The sequence below is a fragment of the Clostridium formicaceticum genome, from assembly GCF_001854185.1.
Classification (GTDB): domain Bacteria; phylum Bacillota; class Clostridia; order Peptostreptococcales; family Natronincolaceae; genus Andreesenella; species Andreesenella formicacetica.
This window is the reverse complement of sequence record NZ_CP017603.1, coordinates 3954637-3974368: the sequence shown is the minus strand read 5'-3', so window position 1 is coordinate 3974368 and position 19732 is coordinate 3954637. Positions and strand designations below refer to the sequence as shown.

Annotated in this window: 17 protein-coding genes and 1 riboswitch; of the genes, 16 read left to right on the top strand and 1 reads right to left on the bottom strand. The window is 36.8% G+C overall.

The genetic code is table 11. The annotated features are described in order from the left end of the window. The first annotated feature begins 8 nt into the window (after positions 1–8). The 16 genes from BJL90_RS18530 to BJL90_RS18455 all read left to right on the top strand — a co-directional run bounded on the left by BJL90_RS18530 (position 9) and on the right by BJL90_RS18455 (position 16952). Complete coding sequence (locus tag BJL90_RS18530) at positions 9–998, top strand: ABC transporter permease (RefSeq protein WP_070971602.1); 990 nt, start codon at positions 9–11, stop codon at positions 996–998. Positions 999–1067: 69 nt separating this feature from the next. Then, positions 1068–2063 (top strand): sugar ABC transporter substrate-binding protein, encoded by a 996-nt coding sequence (locus tag BJL90_RS18525; RefSeq protein ID WP_070971599.1) that lies wholly within the window; start codon positions 1068–1070, stop codon positions 2061–2063. 89 nt (positions 2064–2152) lie between these two features. Next, positions 2153–3193 (top strand): NAD(P)-dependent alcohol dehydrogenase, encoded by a 1041-nt coding sequence (locus tag BJL90_RS18520; RefSeq protein ID WP_070971596.1) that lies wholly within the window; start codon positions 2153–2155, stop codon positions 3191–3193. A gap of 27 nt (positions 3194–3220) precedes the next feature. Continuing rightward, positions 3221–4693 (top strand): xylulokinase, encoded by a 1473-nt coding sequence (gene xylB, locus BJL90_RS18515; protein ID WP_070971593.1) that lies wholly within the window; start codon positions 3221–3223, stop codon positions 4691–4693. A gap of 353 nt (positions 4694–5046) precedes the next feature. Continuing rightward, a riboswitch (SAM riboswitch) is annotated at positions 5047–5147 on the top strand. Positions 5148–5279: 132 nt separating this feature from the next. Then, positions 5280–6437 (top strand): trans-sulfuration enzyme family protein, encoded by a 1158-nt coding sequence (locus tag BJL90_RS18510; protein ID WP_070971591.1) that lies wholly within the window; start codon positions 5280–5282, stop codon positions 6435–6437. Positions 6438–6440: 3 nt separating this feature from the next. Further along, positions 6441–7574 (top strand): trans-sulfuration enzyme family protein, encoded by a 1134-nt coding sequence (locus tag BJL90_RS18505; protein WP_070971588.1) that lies wholly within the window; start codon positions 6441–6443, stop codon positions 7572–7574. A gap of 154 nt (positions 7575–7728) precedes the next feature. Continuing rightward, positions 7729–8172 (top strand): helix-turn-helix transcriptional regulator, encoded by a 444-nt coding sequence (locus BJL90_RS18500; protein WP_070971585.1) that lies wholly within the window; start codon positions 7729–7731, stop codon positions 8170–8172. Between the two features lie 31 nt (positions 8173–8203). Beyond that, positions 8204–9478, top strand: coding sequence for a coproporphyrinogen-III oxidase family protein (locus tag BJL90_RS18495; protein WP_070971582.1), 1275 nt, complete (start codon positions 8204–8206; stop codon positions 9476–9478). A 12-nt stretch (positions 9479–9490) separates the two neighbouring features. Then, positions 9491–10393 (top strand): radical SAM protein, encoded by a 903-nt coding sequence (locus BJL90_RS18490; protein ID WP_070971578.1) that lies wholly within the window; start codon positions 9491–9493, stop codon positions 10391–10393. A 326-nt stretch (positions 10394–10719) separates the two neighbouring features. After that, positions 10720–11517: an HAD-IIA family hydrolase gene (locus BJL90_RS18485; protein WP_070971575.1), complete on the top strand. Its 798-nt coding sequence runs from the start codon at positions 10720–10722 to the stop codon at positions 11515–11517. A 16-nt stretch (positions 11518–11533) separates the two neighbouring features. After that, entirely contained in the window at positions 11534–12112 is a 579-nt protein-coding gene (locus tag BJL90_RS18480) for a glycerol-3-phosphate responsive antiterminator (RefSeq protein WP_169824242.1), read from the top strand. A 2-nt stretch (positions 12113–12114) separates the two neighbouring features. Beyond that, the gene (locus BJL90_RS18475) at positions 12115–13434 is read left to right on the top strand and encodes an ABC transporter substrate-binding protein (RefSeq protein WP_070971570.1); all 1320 of its coding nucleotides are present in this window, start codon (positions 12115–12117) and stop codon (positions 13432–13434) included. A 186-nt stretch (positions 13435–13620) separates the two neighbouring features. Continuing rightward, positions 13621–14349, top strand: a complete 729-nt coding sequence (locus BJL90_RS18470) for a carbohydrate ABC transporter permease (RefSeq protein ID WP_205684248.1) — start codon at positions 13621–13623, stop codon at positions 14347–14349. A gap of 19 nt (positions 14350–14368) precedes the next feature. Beyond that, positions 14369–15160: a carbohydrate ABC transporter permease gene (locus tag BJL90_RS18465; RefSeq protein ID WP_070973403.1), complete on the top strand. Its 792-nt coding sequence runs from the start codon at positions 14369–14371 to the stop codon at positions 15158–15160. 71 nt (positions 15161–15231) lie between these two features. Next, the gene (locus BJL90_RS18460) at positions 15232–16332 is read left to right on the top strand and encodes an ABC transporter ATP-binding protein (protein WP_070971563.1); all 1101 of its coding nucleotides are present in this window, start codon (positions 15232–15234) and stop codon (positions 16330–16332) included. 92 nt (positions 16333–16424) lie between these two features. Further along, the gene (locus tag BJL90_RS18455) at positions 16425–16952 is read left to right on the top strand and encodes a DUF2284 domain-containing protein (RefSeq protein WP_070971560.1); all 528 of its coding nucleotides are present in this window, start codon (positions 16425–16427) and stop codon (positions 16950–16952) included. A gap of 160 nt (positions 16953–17112) precedes the next feature. Here BJL90_RS18455 and BJL90_RS18450 read toward each other — a convergent pair whose 3' ends face one another. Next, positions 17113–19695: a RyR domain-containing protein gene (locus tag BJL90_RS18450; protein ID WP_070971557.1), complete on the bottom strand. Its 2583-nt coding sequence runs from the start codon at positions 19693–19695 to the stop codon at positions 17113–17115. Positions 19696–19732: the final 37 nt, after the last annotated feature.

Here is a 19732-nt window from a genome sequence, read left to right as displayed (position 1 = left end):
TGAAGAATATGAAAACCAGTAATGCAAATAAAATATGGACAGATATTAAAAGTAAATATAGCATATTTTTCGTGCTGGCTGTACTATTTGTTGTATGTTGGCTTGCTAACGAGAACTTTGTATCTGTAAACAACCTATCTAATATTACAATACAGATTGCCGTAGTAACCATACTTGCTTTTGGTCAAACGATTCTTATTATAGCTGGTATGCTAGATTTGTCCTCTGCTTCAGTGTTGGCGTTAGCGGGTGTACTTTCCGTATCAACTTATGTAAGCACAGAATCTCTTTTTCTTGCTTTTATGGTAGCTATCTTGGCTAGTGTGGCATGTAATATTATCAATGGTTTAATGATTACGAAATTTAAAGCACCGCCTTTTATAGCAACCCTCGCTATGATGACGATGGCCAGGGGAGCAGCATTGATGTATACCAATGGACAAAACATTTATCAGATTGGAAATTACGTAACCTTTGGACAAGGAAAAATTGTTGGTATTCCTACACCAATTGTATTTATGATAGCTACTTTGCTGGTAACTTGGTATATATTAAAACACACTGTGTTTGGTAGATCTGTATATGCAGTGGGAGGGAATGAAGAAGCAGCAAATGCTTCTGGTATAAATGTTGACAGGGTAAAAATGAAGGCATTTATTATTAATGGTATCTTTGTAGGTATAGCAGGGGTAATCTTCATGTCCCGTGTAAATGGTGGTATGCCTAATGGTGCAGTAGGTTATGAATTTAAAGCCCTTACTGCAGCTGTTATTGGAGGAACAAGCTTTACAGGGGGTATTGGTACCTCTCTAGGAACATTAGCGGGTTCTTTCATCGTTGGTTTCTTAGATAATATCATGGTACTAACCGGTGTAAACTCTTACTTGCAGCAAATTGTTCGCGGCGCTATTATAGCTTTAGCTGTAATCTATGATATCTGGGCGAAGACCAAGAGAACAAAGAAGAAGCTGGGAAATATAGAAGCAAAATCAAAGTAAGTTCTTTAAGCTTTAATGAGTTTTTAATAGAGAATCTCTATTAAAATAAAAACTGAGGGGGGAAATAAAATGAAAAAATGGTTAGCAGTTTTATTAGTAGTTACATTAATGATGTCTATTTTAGTAGGATGTGCAAAGCCTGCTACAAATGAAGAACCAGCAGGTGGTGAAGCAGAAGCTGGAGATAAGCCTTTTAGAGTTGCTTATATAGCAAGGGCACAGGCGGACTCCTTTGCAGCATGGCTTGCAAATGCAGTGTCAGAAGAAGCTGACAAATATGACAATATTGTTATAGATGTACTTGACGGTCAAGCTTCTGATTCTACACAAAATGCGTTAATTGAAAATGCTATTACAAACAAGTATGATGCAATCATTATTCAACCAAACAATGGTGAGGCTCAAAGACCATATGCTGAAAAAGCGGTTGCAGCAGGAATTATCACCATTACTACTAATGCTAGAATTGATGGTATTCAGGGAGCATCTTCTGTAGATGCTGATCCATATGAGCAAGCTAAAGTGAATGCTGTTGTTGCACTTGAGCAAATTCCTCAAGGTGCAAATGTAGTTGTATTAAAAGGACCTCCAGGAAACTTCCATGCTGATGCAAGACGTGAAAGCTGGGAAAAAGAGTTCTTTGCAAAACGTCCTGACGTGAAAATCGTTGGAGAAGAAATTGCTAACTGGAACAAAGATGAAGCGATGAACTATATGGAAACATGGGTACAAGCAAACAGTAAAATTGATGCAATTATTGCTATGAATGATAACATGGCTGCTGGTGCATTAGAAGTTGTTAAAGATGATTCAAGATTTGACGGAATCTTATCTTATGGGGTTGATGGAACTGCTGAAGCTGTTTTATTAATCCAAGAAGGCTTAATGACTTCTACAAGCTTACAAAGTGCCTATGATCTTGCGGCAGCTCTTCTAGACACTGCTAATAAACTTTTAACTGGTGTTGAAACACAAATTGATATTGATATCGACTGTCCTTTAATCAATAGTGACAATGTTGAGCAGTACATTGAAATGCACAAAAAGGCAGGAGCTATAAGATAGCAGGTATGAAGTAAAACCTTTGGTGCGCGGCTAGCAATAGTACGCGTACCAATTTTAATATAAGACTAAAAAATATGGAGGCTGGGAAAATGAACAACAAAGCTGTTTTTATGCAAGGTACAAATAATATGATTACAAGAGAAGTTCCAATGCCTGAAGTAAAGGATCATGAGGTGCTTATCAAGGTAGATGCAGTTGGCATATGTGGATCGGATGTTCATTATTATCAACATGGAAGAATAGGTGACTTTGTTGTTGAGGGTGATTTTATTCTAGGACATGAATGTGCTGGAGAAGTTGTTGAAGTAGGTAAGGATGTAAAAAATCTTGTGGTAGGTGATCGCGTTGCCCTTGAACCAGGTAAGACCTGCGGAAAATGTGAGTTTTGCAAAGGTGGGAAATACAACCTTTGTCCAGAGGTAGAATTTTTTGCTACACCTCCTTATCATGGTGTATTTACTAACTATGTTGCCCATCCTGAAGATATGTGCTTTAAATTGCCAGAAAATGTATCCAATGTAGAAGGGGCTTTAGTAGAACCATTGGCGGTTGGGCTACATGCATCTGCTCAAGGTGGTGTAAAGCTAGGAGATACTGTTGTGATTTTTGGGACAGGGTGTATTGGTCTTGTGAGTTTGCTTTCCTGTAAAGCAAAAGGTGCTTCTAAAATTATTGTTGTGGATATACTAGAAAATAGACTTGAAGTTGCAAAAAAAATCGGTGCAACAGATATCATCAATGCAAGAGAGGTTGATGTTTTAAAGAAAATAGAGGAGTTAACGGGCGGCAAAGGTGCCGATGTTGTGATTGAGACTGCAGGTGCTGAGGCTACTGTAAAACATACAGTAGATGTGCTGAAAATCGGCGGAACCATTGTTTTAGTAGGCATGACACCTAAAGATGAAACAGCCTTTAACTTTATGAAGCTTATGAGTAAAGAAGGAGCGTTAAAGACGGTTTTCCGCTACAGAAACCTATATCCTGTTGCCATTAATGCGATTGCAAGTGGTGCCATTGATGTAAAAGGGATTGTAAGTCATGAATTTGATTTTGATCAGACGAAGGAAGCTTTTGATTTTGTTGTGGGTAATGCAAGTGATGTTGTAAAAGCTGTGATTAAGATTAAGTAAATGCATTGAGCAGAAAGAAGGGGAAAAATGTATTTTATAGGTATAGACATTGGAACGACATCGGTAAAAATCATTGCAACGGATGAAAATGGAAATATTGTTAAATCTATTAGCAAAGAATATCCATTATCTTTTCCTAAACCTCTTTGGTCTCAACAAAATCCAGAGGATTGGTGGAGGCAGTCTATAAGCGGATTCAAGGAGCTTTTAGATGGCTTAGATAAAAGTGAAGTGAAGGCAGTTAGTTTTAGTGGTCAAATGCATGGCATGGTTACTTTAGATGAAAATGATCAAGTGGTAAGACCAGCAATTCTTTGGAACGACCAAAGAACAGAGAAGGAATGTGAATACCTTAATAAGGAAATTGGTCGGGATAAAGTATCTGAGTGGACAGGGAATATAGCCATTACAGGATTTACTGCCCCAAAAGTGTTATGGTTGAAGGAAAATGAACCAGAAAACTTTGCTGCCGCCAAAAAAATTATGCTACCTAAGGATTATATCGCTTACAAAATGTCAGGTGTATTTGCCACAGATATGTCAGATGCATCAGGTACCCTATATTTAGATGTAAAAAACAGAAAGTGGTCACCGGAAATGCTAGCGCTTTTAGGGATTTCTGAGGAACAATTACCAAGCCTATACGAATCCTATGAAGTGATTGGGAATATAAAGCCTGAGCTTGCAAAAGAACTGGGATTAAATGAAGATGTAAAAATTGTTATTGGCGGTGGGGATCAAGCGGTTGCCGCTGTTGGTGGTGGCGTGGTTGGCGCTGGATCCTGTTCACTATCCCTAGGAACTTCAGGGGTTGTTTTTACATCAAACGAAGAATTTTTTGTAGATGAAAATAATGGTTTACACTCCTTCTGTCATGCAAATGGAAAGTACCACCTTATGGGAGTGACACTTGCTGCTGCTGCATCTTTGAAGTGGTGGGTTGAAGAAGTTAATAAATCGGAGGATTTTGATGGTTTATTAAAAGAAGCAGAGGAAGCACAGATCGATGATAGTTTATTTTATCTCCCCTATTTAATGGGGGAAAGAACGCCTCATAATGATCCTAATTGTAGAGGAACCTTTATTGGTATAAATATGACCCATGAAAGAAAACACATGACCCGGGCTGTGTTAGAGGGAGTGGCATTTTCCCTACGAGATACCTTTGAAATTATGAAGGAAATGGGCATTGAGATCACTGATATCAGTATTAGTGGCGGCGGTGCAAAGAGTAAACTTTGGTGTGAGATCATAGCTGATGTATTGAATGTAAGAGTAAACAAGCTTAATACCAATGAGGGTCCTGCATATGGTGCTGCAATATTAGCTTCCGTTGGATTTGGACTTTTTAATAGGGTTGAAGATGCTTGTTGCAAGTTTATTAAAGTAACTGAAAGCATTCATCCGGATAAGGAAAATAGCCAGCTTTATAATAAAAAATATGAAAAGTTTAGAAAAATTTATCCTGCAACAAAGGAGCTATTTAAGCAGCTTATTTAGAGGCAAAGGATATTTAAAAAATAAGAAAGTCGTATTTTGTACGGCTTTCTTATTTTTTTCGGGCGGAGATTATTGATCCCTATAAAAAAGAGGGTCTAAACAGTCTTTTTCGCTTTATATATTTTTTAAAACTATTGACATATTCGCTAGAATATATTATCATTACAAAAACCGATTAAATATATTGATTTACTATAAAATAAATATAAAGACATGATTTCCTTTTTCTTTAAAAGTATTCTTTGAAGTTTCTAAGAAATCAGATGTATGAGGAGATTATTTTTTAACACCATTCAATGAAGATGATTAAAGATAGAAAATTATAAAACTATAAAACATAGATAAATAATAAACTCTTATTTAGAGTGGTGGAGGGACTGGCCCGATGAAACCCGGCAACCGGCACAGTATGTGCAGTGGTGCTAAATCCTGCAGCAAAGCTGAGAGATAAGAGGAAGACTTCATATAAGACCTTCCTGTTACTTACAGGAAGGTTTTATGTTATCCAAAAGATAAAGAAGTTGTACCTTTTGTAGATTGTTAAGCTATAAGGCATCTGTCATTAAAAATGAGAGGAGATGATTTTATGAAAAAAGAATCTTTAAATATTGAAACAAGATTGGTACATGGCAGTAAGGGAGGGGATGTCCATACGGGAGCAATTAGTTTCCCTATTTATCAAAGTGCTACCTTTAAACATCCAGCGGTTAATGAATCTACAGGATATGATTATTCAAGAGTTCAAAACCCTACTAGGGAGGAACTTGAAAACACCATTGCTGCTCTTGAAGGTGGGACAGCGGGCTTTGCTTTTTCCACCGGTATGGCTGCTATAGCCACGGTATTTCATCTTTTTTCCTCAGGAGATCATATCATTGTTTCAGATGATTTATACGGGGGAACCTATAGATTATTTGAAGAGATATGTAAAAAAAACGGTATGGAATTTTCTTATATAGATACTAGAAACATAGAAAATGTTTATCAAAGTGTGAAAAGTAATACAAGAGGTATTTTTATTGAAACGCCTTCTAATCCTATGATGAAGGTAACGGATATTGAAGCCTTCAGCAAATTTGCAAAAACTAACAATATCGTGTTTATTGTGGATAATACCTTCTTAACCCCCTATTTCCAGCGGCCCTTAGCACTGGGTGCTGATATTGTCCTTCATAGCGGAACAAAATATCTTGGAGGGCACAATGATACGCTAGCGGGATTTGTGGTGGTAAAAGAGGAGAAAATGAAGGAAAAAATTGAACTTTTGCATAAGACCATTGGTGCAGTTTTAGCACCCTTTGACTGTTGGCTCATCCTTAGGGGCATAAAAACCCTTGGCATTAGAATGGAAAAACAGCAGGAAAATGCTATAAAAATTGCAAATTGGCTGAGGGGAAAAGAGCAAGTAGAGAAGGTCTATTACGTCGGTCTACAGGATCATGAAGGATATGCAGTGTCCCAAAAGCAAGCTACAGGTTTTGGAGCAATGATTTCCTTTGTAGTAAAGAAGGCTGCGTTGGCGGAGAAAATTTTGAAAAATGTGAAGGTGATTTCCTTTGCAGAAAGTCTTGGGGGTGTAGAAAGTCTTATCACTTATCCCATCACCCAGACCCATGCTTCGATTCCTGAGGAAATTCGGAAAGGACTTGGTATTGATGAAGGATTATTAAGATTATCAGTAGGGATCGAAGATGTCAATGACTTAATCAATGATCTTGAACAAGCCATAAAAGGGGAGGAATAAAATATGAAAATAGGAACAAAACTTATCCATAATGGAAATGAAATTGATAAACATACAGGGGCTTTGAGTATTCCAATTTATCAGGTATCAACTTTTCATCAGTCCGATATAGACAATCCAGGGGAATTCAATTATTCTAGATCAGAAAATCCTACCCGTAAAGCCCTGGAAGAAACCATTGCAAAATTAGAAGGAGGATTTAGAGGTTTTGCCTTTTCTTCTGGCATGGCAGCTACTTCATCTGTACTTTCTATTTTTTCATCAGGAGATCATATTGTCGTATGCGAAGATGTTTATGGGGGAACCCATCGGATTACCAGTAAGTTTTTTAGTCGCTTTGCTGTGGAGGTAACTTTTGTTAATGCTGGTGATTTAGAGAATATAAGAAAAAATATTAAAGAAAATACGAAGGCTATTTTTTTAGAAAGCCCCTCTAATCCTTTGTTAAAAATCACAGATATAAGAGGTGCTGTGAAAATTGCAAAAGAGCATGGTTTGTTGACGATTATAGATAATACTTTTATGTCACCTTATCTTCAAAGGCCAATTGAACTAGGGATAGATATCGTCATTCACAGTGCTACTAAATTCCTAGGGGGACATAGTGATGTAGTGGGGGGATTAGTGGTTGTAAAAAGTGAAGATATAGCTGAAAAGGTTTATTTTGTACAAAATGGATTTGGTGCAATTTTAGGGCCGCAGGATTCTTGGCTATTACTAAGAGGTATAAAAACACTGAAGGTAAGAATGGATTATCAACAGCAAAATGCCTTGCAGCTTGCACAATGGCTTGAAGAGCAAAAAGGGGTAGAGGAAGTATTTTACCCTGGACTAGAAAATCATCCAGGCAAGAAACTTCACTTCTCACAGGCGGATGGGGCAGGTGCCGTGCTATCCTTTAAAACAACAGATCTTCAAACTGCTAAAAATTTTATGAAAAAAGTCAGCATAGCAGCGGTGGCGGTTAGCTTAGGAGGCGTTGAGACCATTGTATCTTATCCAGTGCAGATGTCCCATGCAGCAATTCCAAGAGCCGAAAGAGAAAGGCTTGGGATTACAGACACTTTAATCAGAGTTTCACTTGGCTTGGAAGATATAGAAGATCTTATAGAAGATTTTGGAAAAGCTTTGTTATAGCCTTTTTTAATGATCATTCCCTTAGTCTAGGATACTGGACTAAGGGTTTTTTAGTATAAAGATGATGAAAAGGAATAGACATTTTCCATTAGTATATTTACAATTTTACACATATAGTGTAAAATTACACTATATGTGCTGTGGAGGTGAAGAAGTGAATAGAGATGAGTTCATTAAAAAGGTAGATGCAAAGTTAAAGTTGATTAGAAATGAAAAAAACTTTACTCAGGATAAAATGGCTGAGGTGATAGGCATATCGAAAAAAACCCTAGTACAGATAGAAAAAGAACGATCTACTTTGGGATGGACGGGGGCAGTAGCTGTATGTTCTATCTTTAAGCATAGTGAGGTCCTTCAAATGACCTTCGGAGGGGACCCTCAAGATATTATCCTATCTCTAGCCTTCTCAAACCATGAAAACAGCTATGAGGCTACCTTGGGAGGGAAAGTATGGTGGAGAGATGTTGAGAAAACCGATAAATATAGGATACAACAAAATATCATAAGTAAGCACTATAGAATACTGGATAGGCAGGATAGAAGAATATGTTCTTCTTTTGAAATTGAATACCTAAAGAAAAGATTAGAGGAATTATAAATCTGTGGCACTACACAACAGGGGGAAGATGATGATTACCAGTTTTTTACGGAGAACAGTATTAGGAAAAAAAGAAAAATTTCTATTTAGAGGATATCAAGATGGGTTAATAGACTTTAATGCTATGGAGAAGGAGATAGGGATTTATATACATATCCCCTTTTGCAAAAACATGTGTCATTATTGCCCGTATAATAAGGTTCTTTATGAAGAAAACATAGCTTTAGCATACAAGGAAGCACTTAAGAAAGAATTAGTTTTATATAAAGAAAAATTTAAAGACAAGAAAATTACCTCTATCTATATAGGAGGGGGTACGCCCACCCTTCTTGCAGAAGAGCTGAAGGAAATCCTTGCATGGATAAAAATTCATTACCATTTCCAAGGAGATATAGGTATAGAAGTTCATCCTACAGAAGTGAAGAGAAAGTTACTAAAAACATTGAAGGAAATGGAGGTCAACTTAATTAGTGTAGGAGTACAGACCTTTAATGATGAAATGCTGCAATTTCTAGGAAGAGGCTATACCTCTCATGAAATAGATCAGGCCTTATCTCTCATAAAGGATTTTAATTTTCAGTGTGTTGACATTGACATCATGACAAATCTACCTGGACAAAAGATTGAGGACATTCAATATGACCTAGAAAAGACCTACGCCTATAGTATAGACCAGCTTTCTGTATATCCTTTGATTCTTTTCCCCATGACAACAATGAGCAAAGTCCTAAAGGAAAAAAAGCTGAGTAGATTTGGAGAGTTGGAGGAGAGAAAAATTCTCCAGATGATTGATGAGGTTTCTAAAAGATGGGGATATCACAGGAGTTCCGTATGGACCTATGGGAAGTCTTCTGATAATAGATATACCTCTGTAACAAGGGAAAGTTTTGTAGGCTTTGGGGCAGGGGCCAGCTCTCATTTTGGAGATTATTTTTATTTAAATACTTTTGACGTAGAAGCTTATATAGGAGCTTTAAAGGAAGAACGACTGCCTATCAATATTGTAAACCTTATGACAGAAAAGGAAAAAATGATTTTTTGGATTTTTTGGAGATGCTATGACGGGATGATAGATGGAGAGAGGTTTAGAGAATTATTTCATAAAGACATGAAGAAGGGATTTAAATTGTTATTTGATTTGCTGAAGTATCTTAAAATGGCAGAGGAAGAAGGCGATCAAGTGATTTTAACAGAATGGGGGCGATATGCCTATCATTTTGTGGAAAAGCAGTATTCTATTCACTATTTAAACTACCTATGGAAAAAATCTATGGAGGAGCCGTGGATAGAAGAAATAAGTATATAACAGGGGGACAAAATGAAGATAAGAGATTTTTTATCCTTGACTTACTTTGGTATAAAAACTATTCTTTTTAAACAGAAAAAGCCTATTCTAGGGACGATTATATTAACAGATTATTGTAATTTAAGCTGTAAACATTGTTCTGTAAATAATATAAATAAAAAGATGTACGCTTATGCCAATATTAAAAAAGAAATGGAGACCTTCTATAGAGAAGGGATCAGGATTCTGTTTTTTTGCGGCGGGGAAACTTTGCTTTGGAAGGATGGGGAAAGAGATATTAGAGATTTGATTAAAGAAGCAAAGAAAATTGGTTTTTATATCGTCAATATCGTTACCAATGGTACAGAGGACCTTCATATTCCTGAAGCAGATATCATCTTCTTAAGTCTTGACGGAACAAAGAAAACCCATGACCTCATCAGAGGAGATACTTATGACCTTATCATGAAAAGGTTAGAGGATACTGAAGACTGTAATATATGTATTTATATGGCAATAAATAAGCTAAACTACAGAGAGGTAGAGGAAGTGGCGGCGTTAGCAAAAGAGCATCCTAAAATCAATAGTATCTCCTTCAATTTCCATACCCCCTATGAAGGAACAGAAGACCTTAGTCTGGATAGGGAAGAAAAGAAGGAGGTTGTGGCTAAGATAAAAACCATGATAAAAAGCCAGCTGCCAATTTTTAATTTATATAGCTCTCTGGAGGCATATTTAAAGAATCAGTGGGATAGACCTTGTTTTCAATGTATTGTATCAGAGGACAGCAAAAGATATACATGTGGCAGATGTGTAGAGATTGAAGGTTTATGTAGTGAATGTGGTTACCTGTTTGCAGTGGAATTCTCTCTTTTGTTTAAAGGAAACATTAAAATTATCTATGAAATGTTGAAAACTTATCTGAGATATGTGTAATTATGAAGGGTTGAAAAGTATAGCTAAAGTTGATGCCTACTGTATAAACAGTAGGTTTTTCTATGTTTTGCAGAGAAAAGCTAGTTCCCACAGTATTTAAAAATTTACATGCTGTTAACCTTCTACTAATATGCAATTAACATCTCCATAGTAAACTTAAGATGCAACAACAATTAAAAAAATATTCAACATTGAACTATTTCTTAAAGGTTGGAGAAAATGGAGTAACCTGTAGGAAGAGTTGTACATTCAAATGAACTAGAAATAATTCATTTTACTTAGTATACTCTTTGGAACATGGTTGCTTTTTTATTGGAGGAGGCAAAATGAAGGACTACAGTACTTATATTTTTGATATTGATGGTACATTGATTAAACAAAACAAAGTTTTAGAAGGTGCTATTGATTATTTAAAGCATTTAAGAGAAGGCAAGAAGCAAATACTGTTTGCTACAAACACGCCCTTATACACACAAGCTATGCTAACTAAAAAGCTAAATCGTTTGGGGGTTTATGTAGAAGAAAAAGAGATTATCACGCCTATTGATGCTGCAAATATCTATTTTAAACAAGAAAAAAAACCTATATCTGTATTGGGAATTATCCATCCTAAAGTGGTGACAAAGCTGACTGATTTGGGGTGGGACATCATACATAGTAAGGATTTTAATAAAACACGAAATTACACCTATGTACTCTTAGGAATGTACACAAAACTAACTTACTTGGAGTTAGTAGCAGGATTACAGAGTTTAGATAGAGGGGCGAAATTACTTGTGATGAATCCCGATCTTTTTTGTCCTATTAAGACAGGTAGAATCATTGACAGCGGCTCTCTAGGGGGGATTTATGAAGAATGCACAGGACAGGAGGCTACTGTGATAGGAAAACCAACCTATTGGATGCAAAAAGCCATCCAGGATAAATTAAGATGTCCTTTAAGCCAGTGTTTATTTATTGGAGATTCTCCCTTCACCGATATGAGAATGGGTAGGGAAATGGGTATGGATACTTTGTTTTTAAAGTCCGGCATTAATGAGTTTTTAAGTCCATCAATACAAATCGATGCAACCTACTCGTTTCCAAGCATTAAATATATACCTTATGTTAATAGCAGTAGGTAGTAAAGGAGGGGCTAGGATGTTTCAGCAGGAAGAAGTGATTGCATCTGTTCATAATGAGGAGATTCTTAAAACAGCATTAAATATCTCTAGTATTAAAACAATTTTTTTAATGCATGGAGATATCTTAACACTAAAGAATAGCATTGAAGAAATACAATCAGTAGATAAAAAGGTCTTTTTACACGTTGATTTTATACAGGGTTTAGCAACAGACAGTAAGGGATTACAGTATGTAGCAGAAGTACTAAAACCTGAAGGAATCATTAGTACCCGTGGACAAGTAATACAGCACGCTAAAAAACACAGTTTATTAACAATACAGCGTTTGTTCATTATTGATAGCAATGCTTTATTATCAGGGATTAAAAATGTAAAGAGCAGTAAACCAGATGCAATAGAGGCAATGCCTGGACTTATGCCCAGAATTATAAAAGAATTAAAGAAGTCCACTGATTTACCGATTGTTGCTGGAGGATTAATAAAAAGCAGGGATGAAATAAAAGAAGCATTTATTTCTGGTGCAGTGGCGGTTTCTTTAAGTGCATTTGAAACATGGTTTGTTGAAAAGAAAGTCCTAAAAAAGAAAGGGGAATAAAAATGAAAAAAACATGGAAAAAAGCAATTTTGCTATTGGTAGCAATGGTACTGTTAGTAGGTTGTGCATCAAGTGAAGGCGGGAATCCAACCAGCACCAAGGAAGGAGATCCTATAGAGATTACCTTTTATTATCCAATTGCTGTAGGCGGGGCTCTTACAAGTGTTATTGAAAAAATGGCAGAAGATTTTATGACAGAAAATCCTGATATTAAGGTGACCCCTGTCTACACAGGAAGCTATGCAGAGACAATGGTGAAGGCTCAAACAGCCATTCAAGGTAACAATGCTCCAGAACTAGCGGTACTATCAGCAACAGAGCTATATACTTTATTGGATATGGATGCAATCATTCCTTTAGATGAATTAATTGCTCAGGATGGTGGTAAGGAATATATTGAGGATTTTTATCCTGCCTTTTTAGAAAACTCTCAAACTGGAGGAAAAACCTGGAGTATCCCCTTTCAGAGAAGTACCATTGTTCTTTATTACAATAAAGAAGCCTTTAGAGAAGCAGGTCTAGACCCTGAAGCACCACCTAAAAATTGGGAGGAATTAATAGCTTATGCTAAGAAGTTGACAGTAAAGGGAAACAATGGTGAAGCAGCAAGATGGGGGGTTGAAATTCCTAGCTCTGGTTTTCCTTACTGGTTATTTCAAGGTTTTGCCTTGCAAAATGGCAAAAACTTAATGAATGATGATGGCAAAGCAGTTTTCTTTGATACACCAGAAAATGTGGAAGCACTTCAGTTGTGGATAGATTTAGCCCATAAACATGGTGTAATGCCTAAAGATATTATAGAGTGGGCTACAGTACCCTCCAACTTTATTGAAGAAAAAAGTGCTATGATGTATCATACAACAGGAAATTTAACCAATGTTAAAAATAATGCAGGTTTTGAATTTGGTGTGGCCTATATGCCAGCAGGTAAACAATATGGTAGTCCTACTGGAGGTGGAAACTTCTATATCTTCAAAGATGTACCTCAAGAAAAACAAGAGGCGGCGTGGAAGTTTATAAAATGGGTAACAGAACCAGAAAGAGCAGCACAATGGAGTATTGATACAGGATATGTAGCAGCAAGAGCTTCTTCCTATGAGACAGCTATTATGAAGGATTACGTAGCTAACTTCCCTCAGGCTGCTGTAGCCAGAGACCAGCTAGAATATGCTTCTGCTGAATTATCTACCCATAATAATGGACGTGTATATAAAGCAATTAATGACCATCTTCAAGCCGCTATTGTAGGAGATTTAACAGCTGCTGCCGCATTAGAAAGAGCACAAAAAGAAGCGGAGGGAATTTTGGCTCCCTTTAAATAAATAGTTAGAAAGGTGATTGAGATGAGAAAAATATGGAAAAACAATAGCTTTCAAAGGAACTTTTATGCTTGGGTACTACTTTTTCCATCTCTTATCTTCATCACCCTCTTTACCTTTTACCCTATTATTAAAACCCTGCATTTAAGCTTCTTTCGATTGGACTTAGGAACCCCCCAGGGGATTTATATGGGATTAGGAAATTTTAGAGGGATGTTGGAGGATGAAGTGTTTTGGAAGGTACTGAAAAATAACATATGGTTTGCTGCTGGTACTATTCCCATTAGCATGGGAATGGGTATGTTGATGGCTTTAGTACTAAATAAAGCGATGGTTGGTCGCAGCTGGCTAAGAACCTTTTTTTTCTATCCCACTGTTATTCCCATGATTGCTATTGCAAATATATGGCTCTTTATTTATACACCTGAGTATGGACTATTGAACCATATTCTTTCTTGGGCAGGCATGGGAAGAGTCAATTGGTTAGGAAATCCCAATATCGTTATGTGGGCTATGATTATCATGGTGATATGGAAGGAATCGGGTTTTTTTATGATTTTTTATCTAGCAGGATTGCAAAATATCTCTAGAGAACTATATGAAGCAACTGAGATAGATGGGGCTTCTTCTATAACAGTATTTAGAAAAATTACCTTCCCCCTATTGATGCCAACAACTTTATTTATTTTTATCATTGCCCTAACAAATTCCTTTAAGCTTGTGGATCATCTTGTGATTATGACACAAGGAGGACCCAATAATGCCAGCAATCTTTTGCTTTATTATATATACGAAACAGCCTTTAAGTTTTGGGACCAAGGGGTGGCATCAGCGTTAACAGTAATTATGCTAGTAATTATGGTGATCATTGCTTCTATTCAATTCTTTGGGCTAGATAAAAAAATATATTACAGTTAGGGTGAGGACATTGCGTAGAATGATGAATTTTGCTATATATTTTTTAGCTTTGGTATGGGTGATACCACTGTTGTGGATGGTTGTCACTGCCTTTCAACCAAAGCACTTAGCTACTACTTTGAACTTTCACATAGCTTTTACATTAGACAACTTTATCGGTGCGTGGGGGGCGGCTCCCTTCCTTCAGTACTATGTGAATACCTTTATCATCGTATTTGGAATTTTAGGGATACAGATAGTGACGGCTACCTTAGCGGCCTATGCCTTTGCTAGACTAGAATTTAGAGGTAAAGATATTGTATTTATGTTGGTTTTGATTCAGTTAATGATTCCTACAGATATATTGATTTTTCCAAACTATCGAGTATTAGCAGGACTTTCTTTGTTGGATACGAAGCTAGGGATTATGCTTCCTTACTTTGCAACAGCCTTTGGTATTTTTCTACTGAGACAAACCTTTAAAAGCATACCTTATGAATTAGAAGAAGCAGCAAAACTAGATGGATGCAACCTAGTACAAAGGATTTGGCACATTTACGTGCCCTTAGCAAAACCGACTTATATTGCTTTTGGCTTAGTCTCCGTCAGCCATCATTGGAATAATTTTTTATGGCCTCTTATTGTAACGAATTCTGTTGAAAACAGGCCATTAACTGTAGGTTTAGCTATCTTTGCCCAATCTTTTGAAACTGGTGCACAATGGGCGGAGGTAACTGCCGCTACCTTCTTGGTAATTTTTCCACTGCTTTTAGCCTTCTTTGTTTTCCAGAGACAGTTTATCAGCAGTTTTATGCAGTCAGGAATTAAATAATAAAGGTCAGTACAATATTTAAAAGAGTTGCATGTAATGAATTTTTAGAGAATGGATAGGAGGAAGTCACATTGTCTGCTATTAAACTAGAAAATATTTATAAGCGTTACAGCAATGATGTAATTGCTGTTGATAATTTTAATCTACAGATTTCTGAAAAAGAGTTCATCGTTTTGGTAGGTCCCTCTGGTTGTGGTAAGTCCACAACTTTGAGAATGATTGCTGGCTTAGAAAGTATCTCTGAAGGAAGTTTATATATAGGGGATCAAAAAGTAAATGACCAGCCTCCTAAGGAGAGAGATATAGCTATGGTGTTTCAAAATTATGCCCTATATCCTCACATGAATGTATATGATAATATGGCTTTTGGTCTTAAGCTTAAAAAATATAACAAAGAAGAGATAAAGAGAAGGGTTAAACAAGCTGCTGTTATTTTAGATATAGAAAACTATCTTCATAGAAAACCTAAAGAATTATCAGGGGGACAGAGACAACGGGTGGCACTGGGGCGTGCTATTGTTAGGGAACCGAAGGTGTTTTTGATGGACGAACCTCTTTCTAATTTGGATGCTAAATTAAGGGCACAAATGCGTACTGAAATCAGTAAACTTCACAAAAAATTAGAAACAACATTTGTCTATGTTACCCATGATCAGGTGGAGGCTATGACAATGGCGGATAGAATTGTCATTATGAAGGAGGGGGTTGTACAGCAGATCGGTAAGCCAAGTGAAGTATATGATTATCCAGCAAATATGTTTGTCGGAGGGTTTATTGGTTCCCCCCCTATGAATTTTATAGAGGGAAGATTAGAAAAGAATCGCTTGATACTTGGACAGCAACAACTAGCTATTTATGCAGTTCATCAAGAAGGGCTAAAGAATTATAATGATAAAAAAATTATTTTGGGTATTAGACCAGAAGATATTCACCTGACAGTAAACACCAATCAGGATAAATTCTATGAAAGTGTAGAGGCATTGATTGAAGTGAAAGAATTTTTAGGTTCTCAGCTTCATCTTCACTGCAGCGTTAATGCTACCCCTATCATAGCAGCAATTGAGGTGAAAAATAGCTTTTCTGCTGGGGAAAACGAAAAAATTCAACTGAAGTTTGATATGGAAAAGGTTCATTTTTTTGATATAAACACCCAAGAGAGAATAAGCGGATAAAGGACTATAACATTTTCATATGCTCCCCAAAAGTGTTAATATAGAATTATGATATTTTGACAATATTAAATATACTTTAGGGAGTGGTGGAGATGGAAGGAATACAGTCAAAGGTAGATCGTTTTTTTCCAGAGAACAAGGAAATACCTGTTGAATCAATACAAATCAAAGAAGAAATGAGAAAACTATGTGAAAAAAATCAGTGCGGAAGTTACAACAAAAACTGGACCTGTCCTCCGGCAGTAGGTTCTTTGGAAGAAGGGGAAAAACGGATCAGAAAGTATACGAAATTTATCATTGTATACGATGTTTATGAATTAAAAAGCAGTTTTGATCTGAAGGGTATGATGGCTGGTGGAAAGGATTTTAGTGATAGATTGCTAAAGCTTAAGAAGGATATTGGTGTTGGTGATGATTTTATGATGCTGGGGGCAGGGGGATGTAGACTCTGTGAGAAGTGTGCTTATATAGATGGAGAAAAATGCAGAAGACCGGAGGATGCTATTATTTCCTGTGAAGCTCACGGTATAGATGTTATGGCTCTGATGAAGCACCATGGACTGAAATATAATCATGGTGTAAATACTGTAACTTTTATTGGCGGGGTACTTTATTCATAGAAAAAGGTTTAAAATAGTTTTATAGCAAAACGCTTTCAACCAAAGACAAGCATCGGAGAATTAGGCGGAGGGGGTCTCCACCTAATTTTTTTGATGCCTTTAACTTGCTGAAGGGCGTTGATTTTGTGTGTTAGTGTGTTGCTGATTTTATTTTTATAAATTAACCTAAGGCTTCACAATTGCGGGAAAAGGTTAACTGTTCTATAGCAAAGTTAGCATTAGCAAGAATTTCTGGCCAAATCTTGACGATTTCGTATAGCTTGATTTTCTTTTCATGAGGAAGCACGTCCCACGACACAAGGGCTGGCTCTGTTTTTTTCTTATAGTCCTTCACTGGACCATATTTCCAACCAGCTTCCTTTCTATGTAGACTCCATCGCGTATGTTCATGGGCAGCTAAAATTTTTAACTCGCTATCTGTAAATTCTTTTATCGGTGGTTTATCCTTAACGGAAACAATATCATAGTTTATCTTCAGCAAGGCATCAGGAATATGCTTTGCCTGATCACGACTACAGTCTTTAAGATACTCACTCAGAGATTGCCATGGTTGAACAAAATTCGGATCAATCTCTTTATTGTCAGCGTAAAGAGAGATATACTTCTCATGGGCTGCTATTGCAAGATTCTCTATTTTTTCACTATAAAAAGAATCATGCATCATGTGGCGTAAGAATTGTTCTTCATCTACATGGAGCTTTAATTGTTCCCTAGAGGGTAAATGAGATTGTTCCCATTTTTTTGCTTGTGCCAACATACTCATCTCAAGGATAGCTTCCATAGACCTTGATTCATGTTTGTATCTAGGAACCTTAAGCAATGCCCGTAATACACCATTGTCAATCTGAGCTTCACCCTTATCGTTGATGAGATGGGGTACTTTGCGCTGCAAAAATGACCGCAGGAGCATAGCTCTTCTAATGATGAATAACTGATCGCGGGAATCAGTGGTTTGATTAACGCCTAGAATGTTGACATAACCCCTCAAACGACTTACAAAGTCAGGGCCTTTTGCATTTTTGAACTCTAATAAGAATTGTTTTTGTTCGTTTTCATCAGTGAGATTTTTTCCCCAGAACTCCTTAAAAGTGCTGGCGGTTCCACCGGCAAATACAAGAATTGCTTTTCCTATAGGGTGGGTAGCTTCTCCTTCTCTAAAAACGCCATCCTGCATAGGTGCTAAAAAGTATTTTAACCATCCAAGTTTTCCTTCGAAACTGGAATCAAATTCATCAAAAAATACTAGAGGAATTCGTCCTTGCAGTGAGTAATCTCTTACCCTGTGAAAGGCGTTTATGAGATCTGATGGTGAACGAAATTGGGATAAATTAAAATCCAACTTCTTTATTAATTTTGGTGCAATGCTGGCAGCTATTTCAGTTACCCCAAAGGATTTTCCAGAGCCTGGTGTTCCAAATATTGCAATGGAAAGAGGACGAACGGTATTCTTACTGGAAACATATTCCCACATGAGATTTTTTATGGATCTATAACTTTCGATTTCAACGCGGTCTACAGTTTTTAAGTTTCCAAATTGTGCGATAGGGATAAATTTAGCAACCCTTCCTTCACCGTTTTTAACAATATCATAAGCAATTTCCGCTAAATTAGCAGAACTTTTATCCTTAAGAATATACCAGCAGGAGGAGCAGTTGGTGCTGGAGGAACAAGGTATTCTTACATCCTGCACATGTTCTTTATAAATAAAATGATTTTCATCCTCTATAAAAATCGAAGGATGAGGGAAGGGGGATTCCTCCAGATTTTCACCAAAACCTTCAATAAAGTATTTGTGAGCGGCAACAATACCTTGACGTATGCCATCGTTAATGGATATAGATAAAGATGCCTTATCAGCATTTTCAGAAGCAATACTTTGTGCTAAACCTGCAACAAAGCAGGAGGTAAGACCATACATTTTTCCTTGATTTTCCTTAACAAAACCCCCTTCAACCTCATCAGGAAGGAAGTATAAGCGAGATTCCGCAATGCCATCATTTCTATAGTAGATGGCACCTTCAAGACCAAAGGGCACAATAAGATGATGGCAGTTTGCGAGAAAGGCAAGATTAGGACTATTATTAATTTGCCATAAGAAGTTTTGAGCGGTCTTTTCCCAAGAAAGGCTTTTGCTGATATTCACCCCCTTTGAACGTAAATCATCGCTGTTTATTACGACAATTGTATTTTCTATATGATTCATTTCTAAATGCTTCCAAAGCTTACTAGAACCGTTAGGATTGTTGGTTTTGTATAGAATAATTGGTGACTTTTCAGGAGTTTGTATGGCTAAAGGCCAAAACGCTGTATTTAAGTTAAACCCATTATTTTCATCATCTATAATAACCATAGCAGCATTTTCATCATCATTGATGATAGGAAGAAGTTTTGGTATACCTGAGGAGGGCCCTGTAAACCCAAGAAAGTGTTTTACACGATACACCTTCTCCTCGTTTCTTCTATCATCATATTTAGGGAAAAGGTTAAGCTCTGCAGTAGAGTGAAGAAATTCTCTTGAAAGTTTTAATGCCATATCCTCAATTTTAGGGGCAAGAATAGAAGCACCAGTTGCTAATTCTACAAGCTGAGAAAGAAGCAAAGACTCTCCAGGCTTTAGCATATTGTGCATATTTAAATGGGTTTGCCAATTGAATCCTTCGTTATTTTGAGGGTCGGTAATCCATTGAAGGGAATTGATGCAGATATCGCCTGTTACAACGATTTTTATATTTTTATTTTTCATAGATACACCTGCCTTTATGCTATTGATTAAAGATATA